The following is a 15,474-nucleotide window of genomic DNA, read 5'->3' as shown; positions in this document are numbered from 1 at the left end:
TATACTGATATTTCTTAGATATTCTCATAATTCAGAGGTTGTAGATGACTCAGCTTTTTCCAAAATCACGATTAAAATGGGCCTGTAGAAGGGGAATGCTTGAACTAGACGTATTATTGGGGCCATTTGTTGATGAAGCCTTTGACGAGTTACCTGAATCTGATAAATTGACCTTTCAACGACTACTTGAAGTAGAAGACCCAGATCTATTTGCTTGGTTCATGGGTCATGAGAAGTGTCCTGATCCAGAACTCAATAAAATGGTTCAATTTATACTTGGCCGCGTTAAAGTATAAAATTGTATTTCAAAATAACCGACAAGATTTGAGGGCGATTGCACTTGTCTTGTTGGTTATAAGCTTTGTTACCTTTCTTGTAACTGCTCATCTTTATCCTTTCTTATTTATTTGCCTTGCAGCGTTATTGGCTTTTTATGTAAACCACTTACACATCAAGAATACTACCCCATTTTGTGGCACGGTGTTGTTCGATACTCAAGACAATTATATTGAGATTCATAGTGTAAACAGAGTTTGTGGGCAGGTTGTATGTGCAAAATTACAGTTTTTAACTTTATCAATAAAGATAAGAACAAGCGAACAAAAAGATAAGACAGTTCAATTTGTGGCTTCTTCTATGATTGACCGTGATTGGCGAAGGCTTTGCCGTTTTGCTTTAAACGAACAGCAATACCAACCTTCAAAATAGTTTATTATTTATGAAGATTGGTATGGTAAGCGCATTGAGTTTGATTAAGGCTTTAGCACAGTGGGTGTTGGATTATCGTTTTGTTCAGGGTAATCAAGAGTGTAATGCAAGCCTCTGCTCTCTTTACGCTCTAGCGCACTTCGAATAATTAACTCTGCAACTTGTACAAGGTTTCTGAGTTCTAATAAATTGTTACTCACCCTAAAGTTAGCATAATATTCTTGAATTTCTTGTTGCAAGAGTTCAACTCGTCGCAAAGCTCGTTCTAAGCGCTTCGTAGAGCGGACAATGCCGACATAATCCCACATGAATAACCTCAATTCATGCCAATTGTGGGTAATAACAACCTCTTCATCAGAGTTACCGACCTGACTTTCATCCCATTGAGTGAGCTGAGTAGATGCTTTTGCATGGTCGAGTTTAGACAAAATATCTTTAGCTGCTGCATGCGCAAACACTATACATTCGAGTAATGAATTACTCGCCATACGATTCGCACCGTGTAGACCGGTATAAGCGACTTCTCCAATAGCATATAGATTTTGTAAGTCAGTCTTACCATTGAAGTCTGTCATTACACCACCACAGGTATAATGTGCAGCTGGTACAACAGGGATTGGCTCTTTTGTAATATCTAGGCCAACACTTAAACACTTTGCGTAAATGGTAGGAAAGTGCTCAATGATAAAGTCTTTGTCTTTGTGTGAAATATCGAGATACACACAGTTTGCGCCTAAGCGCTTCATCTCAAAATCTATCGCTCTGGCAACAATATCTCGCGGAGCTAGCTCTTCGCGCTCGTCAAAATCAGGCATAAAACGCGTACCGTCAGGGCGTTTTAAGTGGGCACCTTCACCACGCATCGCCTCAGTGATTAAAAAGTTCTGAAGTTCTGGATGATAAAGGCTTGTTGGATGAAATTGATTAAATTCCATATTCGCAACGCGACAACCAGCGCGCCAAGCCATTGCAATACCGTCTCCACTTGATACATCAGGGTTGGAAGTGTAAAGATAAACTTTGCTGGCTCCACCCGTTGCTAACGCAACGAACTTTGCTGAAATGGTTTCTACTTTGTCTTCAATACGGTTGTAAACATAGACGCCTTTGACTGGTTGAGTGTCACATGCGGTATTTTTTACTAAATCTATGGCATTGTAGTTTTCAAGTAACTTTATATTTTTATGAGATTGTACTTGGCTAACTAGAGTAGTTTGTACTGCTTTACCTGTTGCGTCGGCAGCGTGCAGAATTCTTCTGTGGCTGTGCCCACCTTCACGAGTTAAGTGATAGCGCTCTTTGCCTTTGCTATCAAACTCCATATCAAAGGGTACGCCTTGTTCAATTAACCATTTTAAACAGGCTTTAGCATTGCTGGCTGTGTAGTGCACTGCGTCTCTGTCGCATAAACCACCACCGGCAGCTAACGTGTCTTCAACATGTGATTCAATACTGTCATTTTTTTTATCAAAAACAGCTGCTATGCCACCTTGAGCATAAAGTGTAGACCCTTCTTTTAAAGACCCTTTACTGATAACTGTTACGTTACAGTGTTCAGCAAGTGAAAGTGCAAGGCTCAATCCGGCAGCACCACTACCAATGACAACCACGTCAGTTTCATGGTTATTGATTTGTTTCATATTCGAATCTTCGTTTTTTCTATGTGATGTACACTAACAAGTGTACTATGATCGTAAAAGTACGAACGTTAGGCCAAAATAGACTTTTTGAAAGTGGTTATTTTAAGCGCTCAGAAGATATTTTAAAAAAAAATTTAAAAAAACAGAACTTTTTATTTAATAGTGTGTCTCAATTGCTGTGAAAGATGGCAACTCACATTTAGTTACAATTATAAGAAAGAGGAGTACCGGCTCGAATGAGCGAGCAGGAATTGGATTTAGCATTGGTCAAGCGGGTACAGCAAGGAGATAAAAACGCCTTCAACCTCTTAGTTGCCAAATATCAAAACAGAATCGCAGGTCTTATCTCTCGATATGTATCAAATCAAAGCGATATAGCTGACGTAGCACAAGAAGCGTTTATTAAAGCGTATCGTGCTCTGCCTAACTTTAGAGGTGAGAGTGCATTTTATACTTGGCTTTATCGTATTGCGGTTAACTGTTCTAAAAATTATTTGGTGGCTCAAGGTCGTAAACCGCCAGCCAACGATATTGATGCTGAAGAAGCTGAACTCTACGATAATGCAGATTCGCTTCGTTCAAATGCATCGCCAGAGAATTTATTGCTTAGTGATGAAGTTAAAGCCGTTATCTATAAAACCATAGATGGCTTGCCTGATGACTTGAAAACGGCAATTACCCTAAGAGAAATTGAGGGTATGAGCTACGAAGAAATTGCCGTGATTATGGACTGTCCTGTTGGAACAGTGAGGTCGCGAATTTTCAGAGCGCGTGAAGCAATTGATAATAATTTAAACCCAATGATTAGTGAGTCTTAAATATGACCCAAGCTAATAAAGCTGAGATTGAACAAGTTAGCACTTCTGAAATTTTTGATGGTGAGCGTACTCTAGATGATGCAAGCTTAAGTCAATTAGACTCAGAAAAGTTTTCTCGATACGCCCTGATCGGTGATGCGTTGAGAGCCAAAAGCGACAATGCAGTAACTATCGACATAACATCAAGCTTTGCGGCCGCTTTGGCTGATGAGCCTTGTCACAACGTGAAAGGCATTGAAGAAGTTGTTCTTCAACCTGAACAGTCGAATGTTGTCAGTATCAGTAGTTGGAAAAAGCCATTTTCTCAAATTGCGATAGCTGCCAGTGTCGCACTAGTCGCGGTGTTAGGTGTAAATACGATGCAGCAAACGCCTGTTGTGGGTGAGGATTTACCTGTATTGCAGTCCATTCCCGTGGCTGGAGGTGTTTCACCTGTGAGTTTTTCTTCTGAAGGCTCTGCGCTACAAAGCGCGCAACAAGGTGTAAGAGAACTTCAGCAACAACGTATTGGTGCTCTCGTACTTGAACATCAGCGTCAATCGAGAATGGCGCATGCGTTGCATCAATCTAAAACAGAAAAAACAGAAGAGAATAAAGAACCGAATTAATGAAGCCGTTTATTTTTCTTATTGGTTTATGTTTTGCCCTAGTGACTCAAGCTTCTGAGACACTTACTGCAAAACAATTATTACAAAATATGGCTACTGCTGTGCATCAAAGAAATTTTGATGCCTCATTCGTAGTGATGAAAGAAAAGGGGATGGAGCCGTATCGTTGGTTGCATGCTCAGCACCAGAACCAAGAACTTGAATTACTTAGTTTGCTTAATGGTGCTGGCCTAGAAATTGTTCGTGTTGATGATAAGGTCACTTACTTTGAACCACAATCAGCACCTTACTCTATCTCAACCGACTCTATAGCAGGTCCAATACCGGAAGTATTGTTTAAAGATATTTCTATATTGAAGCAAGATTATGATTTTGTTTTAGGTGGAAAAGGCCGTATAGCAGGTCGTCCGGCCCAGCTGGTTAGGTTAGAATCTAAAGACAGTGGTAAATACAACTATTGGCTATGGATCGATACTGAGTCATCACTTCTTTTAAAAGCGGCATATGTGAATCAAGCGGGCGAGTTGCTAGAGCAACTTCAGCTCACACATATCAGCGTTACAACAGAACCTGCACAACAACTTGTTGAACTTCTCAATAGAGATTTTCCTGAACCAGCAGTGGTTAATGAAAATGTCATCAGTGAACAGTCTCAGTCAAATTGGCAAATCGATTGGCTACCCCAAGGTTTTACCTTATTAAAAGCCGACAGGCACAAGCTAGATTTAAATAATGAGCTTGCAGATTATTATTTGTTTTCAGATGGGTTAGTTGAATTTTCAGTATTTGTGCAAAGACCTCTGGCTGGTAAAAGACCCAGTGGCGCGTTATCATCGGGTGCAACGACTGTTTATGTTCACAACTCAGGTGCTTTTGATGTATCTGTGGTAGGTAAAATCCCGCCACAAACAGCCAAAAATATTGCCGAGTCTGTAAAACGAGCTCTATGATAGAACAAACCTTGAGTGTCGCGAAAATTCGCGGCACGACTGCTTATCTTCAAGCCGAACCTAAGCCAGCTTGTGAAGGGTGTAATGGCAAGTGTGGGTCGCAAATATTTAGCCGACTATTTGGTACACAAAAAAAACTCTTTCCTATTGAACTTCATGAGTCAGTTGAAGTTGGTCAAAAAATAAAATTATCACTTGATGACAGCAAGCTAGTTAATCATGGTGCATGGGTTTACATGACCCCATTAATGGGGGCATTCATCATGATGTTTATTGGCGCGTTTTTGTTAAATTTATCAGAACCTTTTCAGATCTTGTTTGCGCTAATGGGTGGTTTGATGGGGTTCATCGTTGCGCGATATCGAGTTGGACGACTCAAACACCAAGTAAAAGTGGTAAAAATTTACCCAATTAGTTTCTCTGTGAAGCAAATAGATGGTGATTAGCGCAAATAAAATGTAAAATCCCACCCTAATATCTAATTTAATGACTTAAGAAGTTTAGAATCCAGAAATATGAAGCATATCCGTAACTTTTCTATTATCGCCCATATCGACCATGGCAAATCAACTTTGTCTGACCGCTTAATCCAAGTCTGTGGTGGTTTAACAGATCGTGAAATGCAGCAGCAAGTTCTGGATTCGATGGACATCGAACGTGAGCGTGGTATTACCATCAAAGCACAGAGTGTAACGCTTAACTACACGGCTGATGATGGTGAAACTTATCAACTTAACTTCATCGATACACCAGGACACGTTGACTTCACCTATGAAGTATCACGTTCACTTGCTGCGTGTGAAGGTGCACTATTAGTTGTTGATGCGGGTCAGGGTGTAGAAGCACAAACTCTTGCAAACTGCTACACAGCGATTGAAATGGACTTAGAAGTCATTCCAATTCTTAACAAAATAGATTTACCTCAGGCCGATCCACTTCGCGTTGCTGAAGAAATTGAAGAAATCGTGGGTATTGACGCGTTAGAAGCTGTTCAATGTTCAGCAAAAACAGGTATTGGTATTAAAGACGTACTAGAAAATATTGTACGCGATGTACCACCGCCAGTAGGCGATTCTGAAGCACCTCTTCAAGCGCTAATTATCGATTCGTGGTTTGACCCATACCAAGGCGTTGTATCTCTGGTACGTATTAAGCATGGTGAATTACGTAAAGGCGATAAAATCAAGATTATGTCAACAGATCAAACACATATTGCTGATCATGTTGGTATTTTCACACCTAAGCAGACAAACACAGGAGTGTTGAAAACCGGCGAAGTAGGCTTTGTGATTGCGGGTATTAAAGATATCCATGGTGCACCTGTAGGTGACACAATTACTTTGACACAAAATGCAGCGCCTGAACGTCTACCTGGTTTCCAACGCGTTAAGCCACAGGTTTACGCGGGTATGTTCCCGATTGCTTCAGACGAATATGACGCTTTCCGTGATGCGCTTAACAAACTAAGCCTAAATGATGCGTCATTATTCTTCGAGCCTGAAAACTCAACCGCACTTGGGTTTGGTTTCCGTGTTGGCTTCTTAGGTATGCTACACATGGAAATCATTCAAGAGCGTCTTGAACGTGAATATAACATGGACCTTATCACTACTGCGCCAACGGTAGTGTATGAGGTAGAAACAAAAGATGGCGTTATTCAAATAGATAACCCGTCGGAACTACCTCCAGTCAATGACATCATTGAAATTCGCGAGCCGATTGTTGAAGCGAATATCCTTGTTCCGCAAGAATACCTTGGTAATGTAATTACGCTGTGTATTGAGAAGCGTGGTGTGCAAACTAAGATGGCGTATCACGGTAACCAAGTTGCTGTAACTTACGAGCTACCAATGGCCGAAGTGGTGATGGACTTCTTTGATAAGCTTAAGTCAACGAGCCGTGGTTTTGCGTCACTAGATTATAACTTTAAGCGTTTCCAAGCTTCTGATATGGTTAGGGTTGATATTCTAATTAACGGCGACCGTGTTGATGCATTGGCGATTATCGCTCACCGTGAGGGTTCGCAGCAGCGTGGCCGTCAATTAGCTGATGCGTTGAAAGAGCTTATTCCTCGTCAAATGTTCGATATTGCGATCCAAGCAGCTATCGGTACACATGTTATTGCACGTACAACAGTTAAGCAGTTACGTAAGAACGTAATCGCGAAATGTTACGGCGGTGACGTGAGCCGTAAGAAAAAGCTACTTCAAAAACAAAAAGAAGGTAAAAAGCGAATGAAGCAATTGGGTAACGTTGAAGTTCCTCAAGATGCATTCTTAGCAATCCTTAAAGTAGGTAAATAACAGGACTTATTAATGGCAGGCTATTTTTCTGTATTCTTGGTGCTTTTGACTCTTGGGTCAGGCTTGATTTGGTTGATTGACCACTACATGTTCGCACCAAAGCGAAAAGAACGAATTGCGTTGGCACAAGGTGCTACGCAAACTCCTCTTGATGATGATGTGATTGCGCAGATTGCCCCAGAGCCTGCCATTGTAGAGGGTGCAAAGTCTATTTTTCCTATGATTGCTGCGATCACCATCTTCCGTTCGTTTATTTTTGAACCATTTCAGATACCGTCAGGCTCAATGATGCCAACGCTATTAGATGGTGATTTTATTTTGGTTCAAAAATATGCATATGGCATTAAAGATCCGGTTTGGCGCTCACAGATGATTGAAGTCGGTGAACCAGAACGTGGTGATATTACGGTATTTAAATTCCCACTTGATGAGCGAATTGATTTTATTAAACGTGTCATTGGCTTACCAGGGGATAGTATTGTATATCGTAATCGTCAACTTTTTATCAAGCCTAATTGTGAAGCCGGTAAAGAGCGCACTGACAACCTAGTGTGTGGTGAATACAATAAGATAGGTCTTGATATTGTAAACCGTGATGAATTTATGCAAGGACCAATGCATTTGGTAAGACTGACTGAAGACTTACCAGGTGCACAACATGACATCCTAATAAACCCACAGGCTTTAGAATCTACTGATCGTTATTACCAGCAAACTGGTACTCGCAAAGATGAGTGGGTTGTACCTAAAGACAGTTATTTTGTTATGGGTGATAACCGTAACAACAGTCAAGATGGTCGTATGTGGGGTTTTGTCCCTAAAGAAAACTTAGTCGGCAAAGCGGTGTTTATTTGGATGAGTTTTGATTTTGATAATGGCCCAAATAGCCTGTTACCAGGATGGGTTCCAACCGGTGTTCGTTTCGAACGCCTAGGTAATATTCAATAAAATGAAAAGAAGTGTAGCAGAATTATATAAAAAAATAGGCTATGAATTTAGTGATGAGGCATTGCTTGAACAAGCGATGACTCACCGTAGTCACAAAGGCCAACATAATGAGCGCTTAGAGTTTCTTGGTGACTCGATCTTGAGCTACGTGATTGCCGATGCTTTATACAAAAAATTTCCTAAAGCACGTGAAGGCGATCTAAGTCGAATGCGTTCGACGCTTGTACGCGGTCAAACTTTAGCTGAATTTGGTGTTGAGTTTAATTTAGGTGATTATCTTCGTTTAGGCCCAGGTGAATTAAAAAGCGGTGGTTTTAGACGCGAATCAACACTTGCAGACGCTGTTGAAGCGATCATTGGTGCCGTTTTCTTAGATTCAGATATTGATTCTTGTACTAAGCTTATTTTGACATGGTACGACTCTCGTTTAGCGGCAATTTCTCCGGGTCACAATCAAAAAGATCCGAAAACATTACTGCAAGAGTTTCTACAGGCTCGAAAACTGCCTTTACCAAATTACACTGTGATCGACACGAAAGGTCAGGCACATAACCAGACATTCACGGTTGAATGTGAAGTGGAAGGGATGGAAAGCATTATTTCTGTGGGCAGTTCACGTCGTAAGGCTGAACAAAAAGCAGCAGAGCAAGCATTGAAGATTTTAAAGAATGACGCCTAATACGCACTGCGGCATGATCGCAATCGTTGGTCGCCCTAATGTGGGTAAATCAACGTTACTAAACAAAATTGTTGAACAAAAAGTCAGTATCACCTCGCGCAAACCGCAAACTACCCGTCACCGTATCATGGGTATTCATACTGAAGACAACTATCAAGCCGTTTATGTCGACACGCCGGGTCTTCATATTGAAGAAAAACGTGCGATCAACCGTTTAATGAACCGTGCAGCATCAAGCTCAATTGGTGATGTTGAACTGATCATTTTTGTGGTTGAAGGCACGCTATGGACGAAAGACGATGAAATGGTACTAAAAAAAGTCCAAGACAGTGGTCGTCCAGTGCTTATTGTTATGAACAAAACGGATAATGTAAAAGACAAAGAAGCCGTACTTCCCCACATGCAGTGGTTGAGTGAGCAAGGTAACTTTGTTGGTATCGTGCCAATTTCTGCAAAAAGCGGTAAGAATATCGATTTGGTAAAAGATGAAGTTCGCAAACGCCTTCCTGCGTGTGAATTTTACTTCCCTGAAGATTACGTGACTGATCGATCAATGCGCTTCTTAGCAGCAGAAATCATTCGTGAAAAGTTAATGCGTTTCATGGGGGACGAACTTCCTTACTCTGTTACTGTAGAAATCGAACAGTTTAAATGGCAAGACAATGGCGTTTGGCAGATCAATGGTTTGATCTTAGTTGAACGTCAATCACAAAAGCGTATGGTAATCGGTAATAAAGGCGAAAAGCTTAAGGTTATCGGTCGCGAAGCGCGTAAAGACCTTGAAGATATGCTTGATAACAAAGTATTTCTTGAACTTTGGGTAAAAGTGAAGTCTGGCTGGGCTGACGATGAGCGTGCACTTCGCTCTCTAGGCTACGGAGAAGACTGATTGCATAACGACTTTCGACAAGCTTACTTACTGCATAGACGTCCGTACAGTGACTCTCAGGCCATGCTAAGTATGCTTGTTGAAGGTGTAGGGCACCTAACCATGTTGGCTAGACTCAAAGGCAAACAGTCGGTTAAGTACAGTGCTCAACTTCAACCATTCACCCCAATTTTGTGCCGCTATGCTGGCAACTATGACCTTAAATACTTAAACCAATTCGAATTAGTACAAAACCCACTTCCCTTAAAAGGCAAGCCGTTATATTGTGCTTTTTATTTGAATGAGCTCAGTTATAGAGTGATCCCCGCCAGTGAGCCACAAGAATATATTTACGAGTTATATCAAAAACACTTAAAACAACTAGTAGACTGTAATGACTTTGAACCCGTATTACGTTCTTATGAGTATCAGTTACTTGAAGCTTTGGGGTTTGGGGTTGAGTTTGACATGGATGCTGATGGTGATGAGATAAAAGATAAATATTATTACCAATATATTCCAGAATTAGGCTTTGTTGTTACCGACAACCCGCAAATGGGGTTTAATGGTAAAGTACTTAATCGTATGGCAAGTGGGGAGTTTGCAGATCCTGAGGTGCGCAAGCCTGCAAAGCATTTAAGTCGGTATTTATTAAAACCACTTTTAGGAAACAAGGCTTTAAAGAGCCGAGAATTATTTTTATCAAGGTAAGGCAATGAAAGATATTTTATTAGGCGTTAACGTCGACCATATTGCAACGCTAAGACAAGCTCGTGGTACCAGTTATCCAGACCCTGCACATGCGGCAGCGGTTGCTGAGCATGCCGGTGCTGATGGTATTACCATCCACTTACGAGAAGACAGACGTCATATTCAAGACAGAGATGTCTATGTGATGGCAAAAACCATTCAAACTCGTATGAATCTTGAAATCGCGCTGACTGAAGAAATGATCAATATCGCGCTTGAAGTTAAACCAGCATATGTGTGCCTAGTACCTGAAAAACGTGAAGAATTAACTACTGAAGGCGGCCTTGATGTTATTTCACATCAAGCTGCAATCACCGACGCTGTAAGCAAACTAGAAGCCGCAGGTATTAAAGTATCGTTATTCATTGATGCTGATAAAGCACAAATTGATGCAGCAAAAGCAACCGGAGCACCTTATATTGAGATCCACACAGGTGCTTATGCAGATGCCGAAACAGACAAAGAAATGGCGCAAGAACTTGAGCGAATTCGTGAAGGCGTGAAATATGCGCACGGACTAGGGATCATAGTGAATGCAGGTCATGGTTTGCATTACCACAATGTTAAGCCGATTGCTGAAATGCCTGAAATTTATGAGCTGAACATTGGTCATGCGATTATTGCGCGCGCAGCAATCGATGGCCTTGAAAAAGCCGTGCGTGATATGAAGCGTATCATGTTAGAGGCAAGACAAGCTTAATAAGCTTACATGTACTCTAAAGGGCCGCCAATGCGGCCTTTTCTATATGTGTTTCATTTATAAGAGGTCAATATGCGTTGGCAAACAGAGTTTTTAGAGAAGCATACTCTTTTAAAAAGTTACCCAGATAATGTGCAATGTGTACTCGACTGGTTAGAGCAAGTTTTATCCAAACAAAAATGCCCATTTTGCTTAGCCATTAATGGTGCGCAGGGCAGTGGTAAGTCAACATTATCGGAGTATTTAAGGGCATATTTAGAGAGCCAAGGTATTACCACTGAGATTGTTTCTTTAGACGACTTTTATTTATCAAAAGCACAAAGAGTAGAGCGAGCTACTCAATACCATCCGCTTTTTAATGTGCGAGGCGTGCCAGGTACGCACGATATTAGTTTTGCTATTGAGCAAGTAAAAAGATTTAAAAATAGTGAGGATTTTATCCTGCCTCGTTTTAACAAAGCGATTGATGAGCCTTATAGCACTGATAGGTGGTTATATTGCAAAAATAAGCCCAAGGTGCTTATTTTTGAGGGGTGGTGTTTAGGACTACTGCCACAAAGTGAAGCGCAGTTAAATATACCGATGAATAATCTCGAAACTACGCAAGACTCAAATGGAAAGTATCGTGTCCGAGTGAACCAATTTTTATCGGATGAGTATCAAGCCTTGTTCGCACTTTTCGATAAATTAGTTTTTTTGAATGCGCAAAGCTTCGAGCGTGTTTACAGTTGGCGTTTGCAGCAAGAGCATCAGCTAATAAAACGAGCAGGGACCGGTATGAGTGATGAAGCAGTCACTATCTTTATTCAATATTTTGAGCGATTAACCCGATGGGGAATCGAAAGCCTGAGTGCGCGCAGCGACTTGCACATCAAGCTTGATGAAAACCGACAATTTAGTGTGGCTACTTAAACTTAGTTTAAGTTAGCTCACTTCATTTAATAGTGGCTTGTTTTGACTAAAGTCACTTAAGTTACCAATTGTCACATCAGCAATTTGCTCAAGAGCTTCTTCTGTGAAGAAACCCTGGTGACCTGTAATCAGTACATTAGGAAAGCTCACTAAACGAGCGAATAAGTCATCTTGCAAAATTTCTTCACTGCGATTTTTGAAGAACAGCTCAGACTCCTGTTCATAGACATCTAGTCCCAAGTAGCCTAATTTTCTTGATTTTAGTGCTTGAATACAGGCCTGAGTATCTATGAGTGCACCGCGACTAGTATTAATTAACATGACTCCCTCTTGCATTTTGTTAAATGCAGTTTCATCGATAATATGATGAGTTGCTTCATTTAAAGGGCAGTGCAACGAAATGATATCACTTTGGGCCAATAACATTTCTAGGCTAACTTGAGTATAAGAGCCTTCGCCAACGTTAGGGTCAAACACTAAAACTTCTGCACCAAAGCCATTGAGAATTCGGATCAGGGCTTGGCCAATCTTTCCTGCACCAACAATACCGACCGTTTTTTTATGCAGATTAAAACCGAGTAAGCCATTTAGGTCGAAGTTATCTTCTCTTACTCGGTTATAAGCTTTATGAGTTTTACGACTGAGCGTTAGCATTAAAGCAATACAATGCTCTGCAACGGCTTCAGGGCTGTATGCGGGTACACGAACTACGGTGATCCCGAGTTTTTTAGCACATGCTATATCGACATTATTAAAGCCTGCGCATCTTAATGCGATACAGCGTATACCCTGCTCAGCTAATAATTCTAATACAGGGCCTGATAAGTCATCGTTTACAAAGGCGCAGACAGCTTGAAAACCCGAACATAGTGGTGCAGTTTGCACATTTAATGCTTCGCTAAAATGCGAGACGCTAATATTGCTGGTAGTGGATAATGCGTGTTCGAAATAGGGTTGTTCATACCTTTGCGAGCTGAACAAGGCGACTTTCATCATAAAGCTGACTCTCAATAGCTGTTTTTAGTGATTCTGGTTTAGTTCTAGGCGCATAACGTGCGACGAGTTCACCTTTTGAGTTTACTAAAAACTTAGTGAAATTCCATTTAATTGCCCGATTTTGCACTATGCCACGTGTATGCGTTTTTAAATAGTTAAAAATAGGGTGTGCATCAGGGCCAAGCACATGATGTTTTTGAGAAATATAAAAACTGGCAGTGAAGTATTTGTTATAAGAGTCAAGTAAAGGCTCACCTGATAAAGGCTCGCTATGACCAAATTGATCACAGGGTACTGCTAATATTTCAAAACCATCTTTTTTGTATTCTCTATAGAGAGATTCTAATCCGGCAACTTGGTTTGCAAAGCTGCATTTACTGGCAATGTTTACGATGAGCAAGGTTTTACCTTCAAAGGTACTCATTGGAAGTTTTTTGCCATTAAGTAAATCAATACTGTATCTATAAATGTTATCCATAATTAATACATCCAAAGCGAGTAGATTGCTTTTTGTTTTTAATCCGCATGTGTCTATTTCATTTGCCATACCCAAGCGTCTTGGGTATAAAAGCTCCAATCTTCATACCCTAACAAACAAATAGGACAATTTTATGTCAATGAATGTGGCTTTTATCGGTTTAGGTGTCATGGGCTTTCCAATGGCTGGACATTTACAGAAAGCGGGTTACCAAGTAACCGTGTTTAATCGCACCACAGCCAAAGCAGAAGCTTGGGCTAAAGAGCACGGTGGAGATTTTGCAAATACGCCAAAATTGGCAGTAGAGCAGGCTGAAGTTGTGTTTATGTGCGTTGGTAATGATGATGACTTGCGCTCGGTTGTGTATGGTGAAGAAGGCGTGCTTGCGGGTATGAAGTCAGGAGCTATCTTAGTCGACCATACAACCACATCAGCAAAAGTTGCGAAAGAAGTGGCTGAAAAGGCGGCAGAGCAATCAGTCGCATTTCTTGATGCGCCAGTATCAGGTGGTCAGGCGGGGGCAGAAAATGGCGTGTTGACTGTTATGGTCGGTGGTGAACAATCTGTGTTTGATAAAGTACAACCAATCATGGCTGCGTTTAGTCGTTTTAGCCAGTTATTAGGGCCAGTTGGTGCAGGTCAAACCTGTAAAATGGTTAATCAAATTTGTATTGCAGGTGTAGTACAAGGTTTAGCTGAGGGGCTTCATTTTGCTAAGCAAGCAGGTCTAGATGGTGAAAAAGTTATTGAGACAATTTCAAAAGGCGCTGCTGGTTCATGGCAAATGGAAAATCGTTATAAAACCATGTTAGCGGGTGAATATGAGTTTGGCTTTGCGGTGGATTGGATGCGTAAAGATTTGGGCATTGCTCTTGATGAAGCGCGAAACAACGGCGCAAGTATTCCACTGACAGCCATGGTTGACCAATATTATGCTGACGTTCAAGCGCTAGGTGGTGGCCGTTTTGATACATCGAGCTTATTAGCACGCTTAGATGCGATTCACGACAAGAAGTAGCGTAAAACAAAAAAGGTATGCGTTTAGCATACCTTTTTACTTTTAGAAGAATACGATTATGCGTTTTCTTTTAGGAAGTTAATAACAACTTCGTGATGGTCTTTAGTCTTGAATTTATCAAACACATGTTTGATTTTACCATCTTGAGATACTAAGAAGCTAATTCTGTGAATACCATCGTATTCTTTACCCATAAACTTTTTTAAACCCCACACACCAAACGCATCTGCAATGGCATGATCTTCGTCAGATAATAGGTCAAAGTTTAACTCTTTCTTAGTTTCGAAGTTCTTTAAGCGCTTGATTGGATCGGGGCTAATACCAACCGCAACAGTATTAAGCTCAGCAAGTTGTGCTTTTTCATTACGCAGGTTTTCAGCTTGAACCGTACAACCAGGTGTTGACGCTTTAGGATAGAAGTAAACTAAAACTTGGTTTGATTCTAATAAGGTTTTTAGTTCGACTGTTTCGTCATTTTGGTTTTGTAACGAGAATAAAGGTGCGTTGTCACCTGCTTTTAATGTGTTCATATATATCCTTAGCGAATACGTCTTAAAATGTAATCTACATTGAGTGTACTTGAAAGTGCTTCGAATTGTACTTTGAAATCATCAAGATCGATCTGTGAAGGTAAATTTAATTCTAACTCACAGCGCATATGTAATTCATTGTCTTGTTCATACGTGTCAGATTTTAACGATGCGATACTGACATTGTGCTCTGCGATAAAACGTGTCACTTTACTGAGTGTGCCTGGCGCGTCTATGCCCGTATATTCTAAGTTATAAGCACCAATATAATCGTCTTCCGAATGCGAACTGGTGCGTTTCATCATGGTTAGTAGCCCTAATTCCATTCCTTTAATTGGTAGCGTATGTTCAACACGGCTAATGGCGGCCATATCACCACTGAGTAACATGATGAAAGTGAATTCTCTACCAAGAATGGCAATACGACTATCAATGATATTGCAGTTACAATCACTCACAAGTTGAGTAAGTTCACTGACAATACCTGAACGATCTTCGCCTATGGCGGTAAGTACTAATTGTTGGTTTGCAAATGCGGTCATTAATTGGCCAAACTAATTTGTCTTAT

19 protein-coding genes are annotated in these 15,474 nt (G+C 40.8%); 14 read left to right on the top strand and 5 right to left on the bottom strand.

Annotated elements, in window-relative coordinates; all coding sequences use genetic code 11:
• Positions 1-44 precede the first annotated feature (44 nt).
• Positions 45-296 carry an FAD assembly factor SdhE gene (locus PP2015_RS09945; protein WP_058030120.1) on the top strand — a complete coding sequence of 84 codons (252 nt, stop codon included), beginning with the start codon at positions 45-47 and terminating at the stop codon, positions 294-296.
• The gene (locus PP2015_RS09940; protein ID WP_058030119.1) at positions 277-708 is read left to right on the top strand and encodes a hypothetical protein; all 432 of its coding nucleotides are present in this window, start codon (positions 277-279) and stop codon (positions 706-708) included. Before PP2015_RS09945 ends, PP2015_RS09940 begins: the two co-directional genes overlap by 20 nt.
• Before the next feature lie 44 nt (positions 709-752).
• Here PP2015_RS09940 and nadB read toward each other — a convergent pair whose 3' ends face one another.
• Positions 753-2,348: an L-aspartate oxidase gene (nadB, locus tag PP2015_RS09935; protein ID WP_058030118.1), complete on the bottom strand. Its 1,596-nt coding sequence runs from the start codon at positions 2,346-2,348 to the stop codon at positions 753-755.
• Between the two features lie 236 nt (positions 2,349-2,584).
• Here nadB and rpoE point away from each other — a divergent pair, with 236 nt between their 5' ends.
• From rpoE to PP2015_RS09880, 11 genes are all read left to right on the top strand, one after another.
• Positions 2,585-3,166, top strand: coding sequence for an RNA polymerase sigma factor RpoE (rpoE, locus tag PP2015_RS09930; protein ID WP_058030117.1), 582 nt, complete (start codon positions 2,585-2,587; stop codon positions 3,164-3,166).
• A gap of 2 nt (positions 3,167-3,168) precedes the next feature.
• Positions 3,169-3,774 carry a sigma-E factor negative regulatory protein gene (locus PP2015_RS09925; RefSeq protein WP_058030116.1) on the top strand — a complete coding sequence of 202 codons (606 nt, stop codon included), beginning with the start codon at positions 3,169-3,171 and terminating at the stop codon, positions 3,772-3,774.
• Entirely contained in the window at positions 3,774-4,724 is a 951-nt protein-coding gene (locus tag PP2015_RS09920; RefSeq protein WP_058030115.1) for a MucB/RseB C-terminal domain-containing protein, read from the top strand. The genes PP2015_RS09925 and PP2015_RS09920 overlap by 1 nt, the downstream gene beginning before the upstream one ends.
• Positions 4,721-5,170 (top strand): SoxR reducing system RseC family protein, encoded by a 450-nt coding sequence (locus PP2015_RS09915; protein ID WP_058030114.1) that lies wholly within the window; start codon positions 4,721-4,723, stop codon positions 5,168-5,170. Before PP2015_RS09920 ends, PP2015_RS09915 begins: the two co-directional genes overlap by 4 nt.
• 69 nt (positions 5,171-5,239) lie before the next feature.
• Entirely contained in the window at positions 5,240-7,027 is a 1,788-nt protein-coding gene (gene lepA, locus PP2015_RS09910) for a translation elongation factor 4 (RefSeq protein WP_058030113.1), read from the top strand.
• Positions 7,028-7,039: 12 nt separating this feature from the next.
• Positions 7,040-7,975, top strand: coding sequence for a signal peptidase I (lepB, locus tag PP2015_RS09905; RefSeq protein ID WP_058030112.1), 936 nt, complete (start codon positions 7,040-7,042; stop codon positions 7,973-7,975).
• 1 nt (position 7,976) lies between these two features.
• A complete protein-coding gene (gene rnc, locus PP2015_RS09900; protein ID WP_058030111.1) occupies positions 7,977-8,654 on the top strand; it encodes a ribonuclease III in 678 nt (225 codons plus the stop codon).
• Positions 8,644-9,543, top strand: coding sequence for a GTPase Era (era, locus tag PP2015_RS09895; RefSeq protein ID WP_058030110.1), 900 nt, complete (start codon positions 8,644-8,646; stop codon positions 9,541-9,543). Before rnc ends, era begins: the two co-directional genes overlap by 11 nt.
• Positions 9,544-10,233: a DNA repair protein RecO gene (gene recO, locus PP2015_RS09890; protein ID WP_058030109.1), complete on the top strand. Its 690-nt coding sequence runs from the start codon at positions 9,544-9,546 to the stop codon at positions 10,231-10,233.
• 4 nt (positions 10,234-10,237) lie between these two features.
• Positions 10,238-10,972, top strand: coding sequence for a pyridoxine 5'-phosphate synthase (gene pdxJ, locus PP2015_RS09885; protein ID WP_058030108.1), 735 nt, complete (start codon positions 10,238-10,240; stop codon positions 10,970-10,972).
• A 72-nt stretch (positions 10,973-11,044) separates the two neighbouring features.
• On the top strand, positions 11,045-11,884 hold the full coding sequence (locus PP2015_RS09880) for a hypothetical protein (RefSeq protein WP_058030107.1): 840 nt from the start codon (positions 11,045-11,047) through the stop codon (positions 11,882-11,884).
• 12 nt (positions 11,885-11,896) lie between these two features.
• Here PP2015_RS09880 and PP2015_RS09875 read toward each other — a convergent pair whose 3' ends face one another.
• Both PP2015_RS09875 and PP2015_RS09870 read right to left on the bottom strand, forming a co-directional pair.
• Positions 11,897-12,877 (bottom strand): 2-hydroxyacid dehydrogenase, encoded by a 981-nt coding sequence (locus PP2015_RS09875; RefSeq protein WP_058031602.1) that lies wholly within the window; start codon positions 12,875-12,877, stop codon positions 11,897-11,899.
• Positions 12,843-13,427: a glutathione peroxidase gene (locus PP2015_RS09870; RefSeq protein WP_405127343.1), complete on the bottom strand. Its 585-nt coding sequence runs from the start codon at positions 13,425-13,427 to the stop codon at positions 12,843-12,845. Before PP2015_RS09870 ends, PP2015_RS09875 begins: the two co-directional genes overlap by 35 nt.
• Before the next feature lie 64 nt (positions 13,428-13,491).
• Here PP2015_RS09870 and PP2015_RS09865 point away from each other — a divergent pair, with 64 nt between their 5' ends.
• The gene (locus PP2015_RS09865; protein WP_058030106.1) at positions 13,492-14,376 is read left to right on the top strand and encodes an NAD(P)-dependent oxidoreductase; all 885 of its coding nucleotides are present in this window, start codon (positions 13,492-13,494) and stop codon (positions 14,374-14,376) included.
• Between the two features lie 56 nt (positions 14,377-14,432).
• Here PP2015_RS09865 and bcp read toward each other — a convergent pair whose 3' ends face one another.
• Together bcp and PP2015_RS09855 are read right to left on the bottom strand one after the other, a co-directional pair.
• Positions 14,433-14,906 (bottom strand): thioredoxin-dependent thiol peroxidase, encoded by a 474-nt coding sequence (bcp, locus tag PP2015_RS09860; RefSeq protein WP_058030105.1) that lies wholly within the window; start codon positions 14,904-14,906, stop codon positions 14,433-14,435.
• 8 nt (positions 14,907-14,914) lie between these two features.
• Entirely contained in the window at positions 14,915-15,448 is a 534-nt protein-coding gene (locus tag PP2015_RS09855; RefSeq protein WP_058030104.1) for a glycine cleavage system transcriptional repressor, read from the bottom strand.
• Positions 15,449-15,474: the final 26 nt, after the last annotated feature.

Origin of the sequence: Pseudoalteromonas phenolica (assembly GCF_001444405.1) — a bacterium.
Classification (GTDB): domain Bacteria; phylum Pseudomonadota; class Gammaproteobacteria; order Enterobacterales; family Alteromonadaceae; genus Pseudoalteromonas; species Pseudoalteromonas phenolica.
The sequence above is the reverse complement of the archived record's forward strand: the minus strand, read 5'-3'. Positions and strand labels throughout refer to the sequence as shown.

What these genes read in the sequence shown, in the direction of transcription:
- bcp (WP_058030105.1), bottom strand. Translation starts at nt 14,906, where the DNA reads ATGAACACATTAAAAGCAGGTGACAACGCACCTTTATTCTCGTTACAA.
- PP2015_RS09880 (WP_058030107.1), top strand. Translation starts at nt 11,045, where the DNA reads ATGCGTTGGCAAACAGAGTTTTTAGAGAAGCATACTCTTTTAAAAAGT.
- rnc (WP_058030111.1), top strand. Translation starts at nt 7,977, where the DNA reads ATGAAAAGAAGTGTAGCAGAATTATATAAAAAAATAGGCTATGAATTT.
- PP2015_RS09915 (WP_058030114.1), top strand. Translation starts at nt 4,721, where the DNA reads ATGATAGAACAAACCTTGAGTGTCGCGAAAATTCGCGGCACGACTGCT.
- lepA (WP_058030113.1), top strand. Translation starts at nt 5,240, where the DNA reads ATGAAGCATATCCGTAACTTTTCTATTATCGCCCATATCGACCATGGC.
- pdxJ (WP_058030108.1), top strand. Translation starts at nt 10,238, where the DNA reads ATGAAAGATATTTTATTAGGCGTTAACGTCGACCATATTGCAACGCTA.
- PP2015_RS09945 (WP_058030120.1), top strand. Translation starts at nt 45, where the DNA reads ATGACTCAGCTTTTTCCAAAATCACGATTAAAATGGGCCTGTAGAAGG.
- lepB (WP_058030112.1), top strand. Translation starts at nt 7,040, where the DNA reads ATGGCAGGCTATTTTTCTGTATTCTTGGTGCTTTTGACTCTTGGGTCA.
- nadB (WP_058030118.1), bottom strand. Translation starts at nt 2,348, where the DNA reads ATGAAACAAATCAATAACCATGAAACTGACGTGGTTGTCATTGGTAGT.
- PP2015_RS09920 (WP_058030115.1), top strand. Translation starts at nt 3,774, where the DNA reads ATGAAGCCGTTTATTTTTCTTATTGGTTTATGTTTTGCCCTAGTGACT.
- PP2015_RS09865 (WP_058030106.1), top strand. Translation starts at nt 13,492, where the DNA reads ATGTCAATGAATGTGGCTTTTATCGGTTTAGGTGTCATGGGCTTTCCA.
- PP2015_RS09855 (WP_058030104.1), bottom strand. Translation starts at nt 15,448, where the DNA reads ATGACCGCATTTGCAAACCAACAATTAGTACTTACCGCCATAGGCGAA.
- rpoE (WP_058030117.1), top strand. Translation starts at nt 2,585, where the DNA reads ATGAGCGAGCAGGAATTGGATTTAGCATTGGTCAAGCGGGTACAGCAA.
- PP2015_RS09870 (WP_405127343.1), bottom strand. Translation starts at nt 13,427, where the DNA reads ATGGCAAATGAAATAGACACATGCGGATTAAAAACAAAAAGCAATCTA.
- era (WP_058030110.1), top strand. Translation starts at nt 8,644, where the DNA reads ATGACGCCTAATACGCACTGCGGCATGATCGCAATCGTTGGTCGCCCT.
- PP2015_RS09875 (WP_058031602.1), bottom strand. Translation starts at nt 12,877, where the DNA reads ATGAAAGTCGCCTTGTTCAGCTCGCAAAGGTATGAACAACCCTATTTC.
- PP2015_RS09925 (WP_058030116.1), top strand. Translation starts at nt 3,169, where the DNA reads ATGACCCAAGCTAATAAAGCTGAGATTGAACAAGTTAGCACTTCTGAA.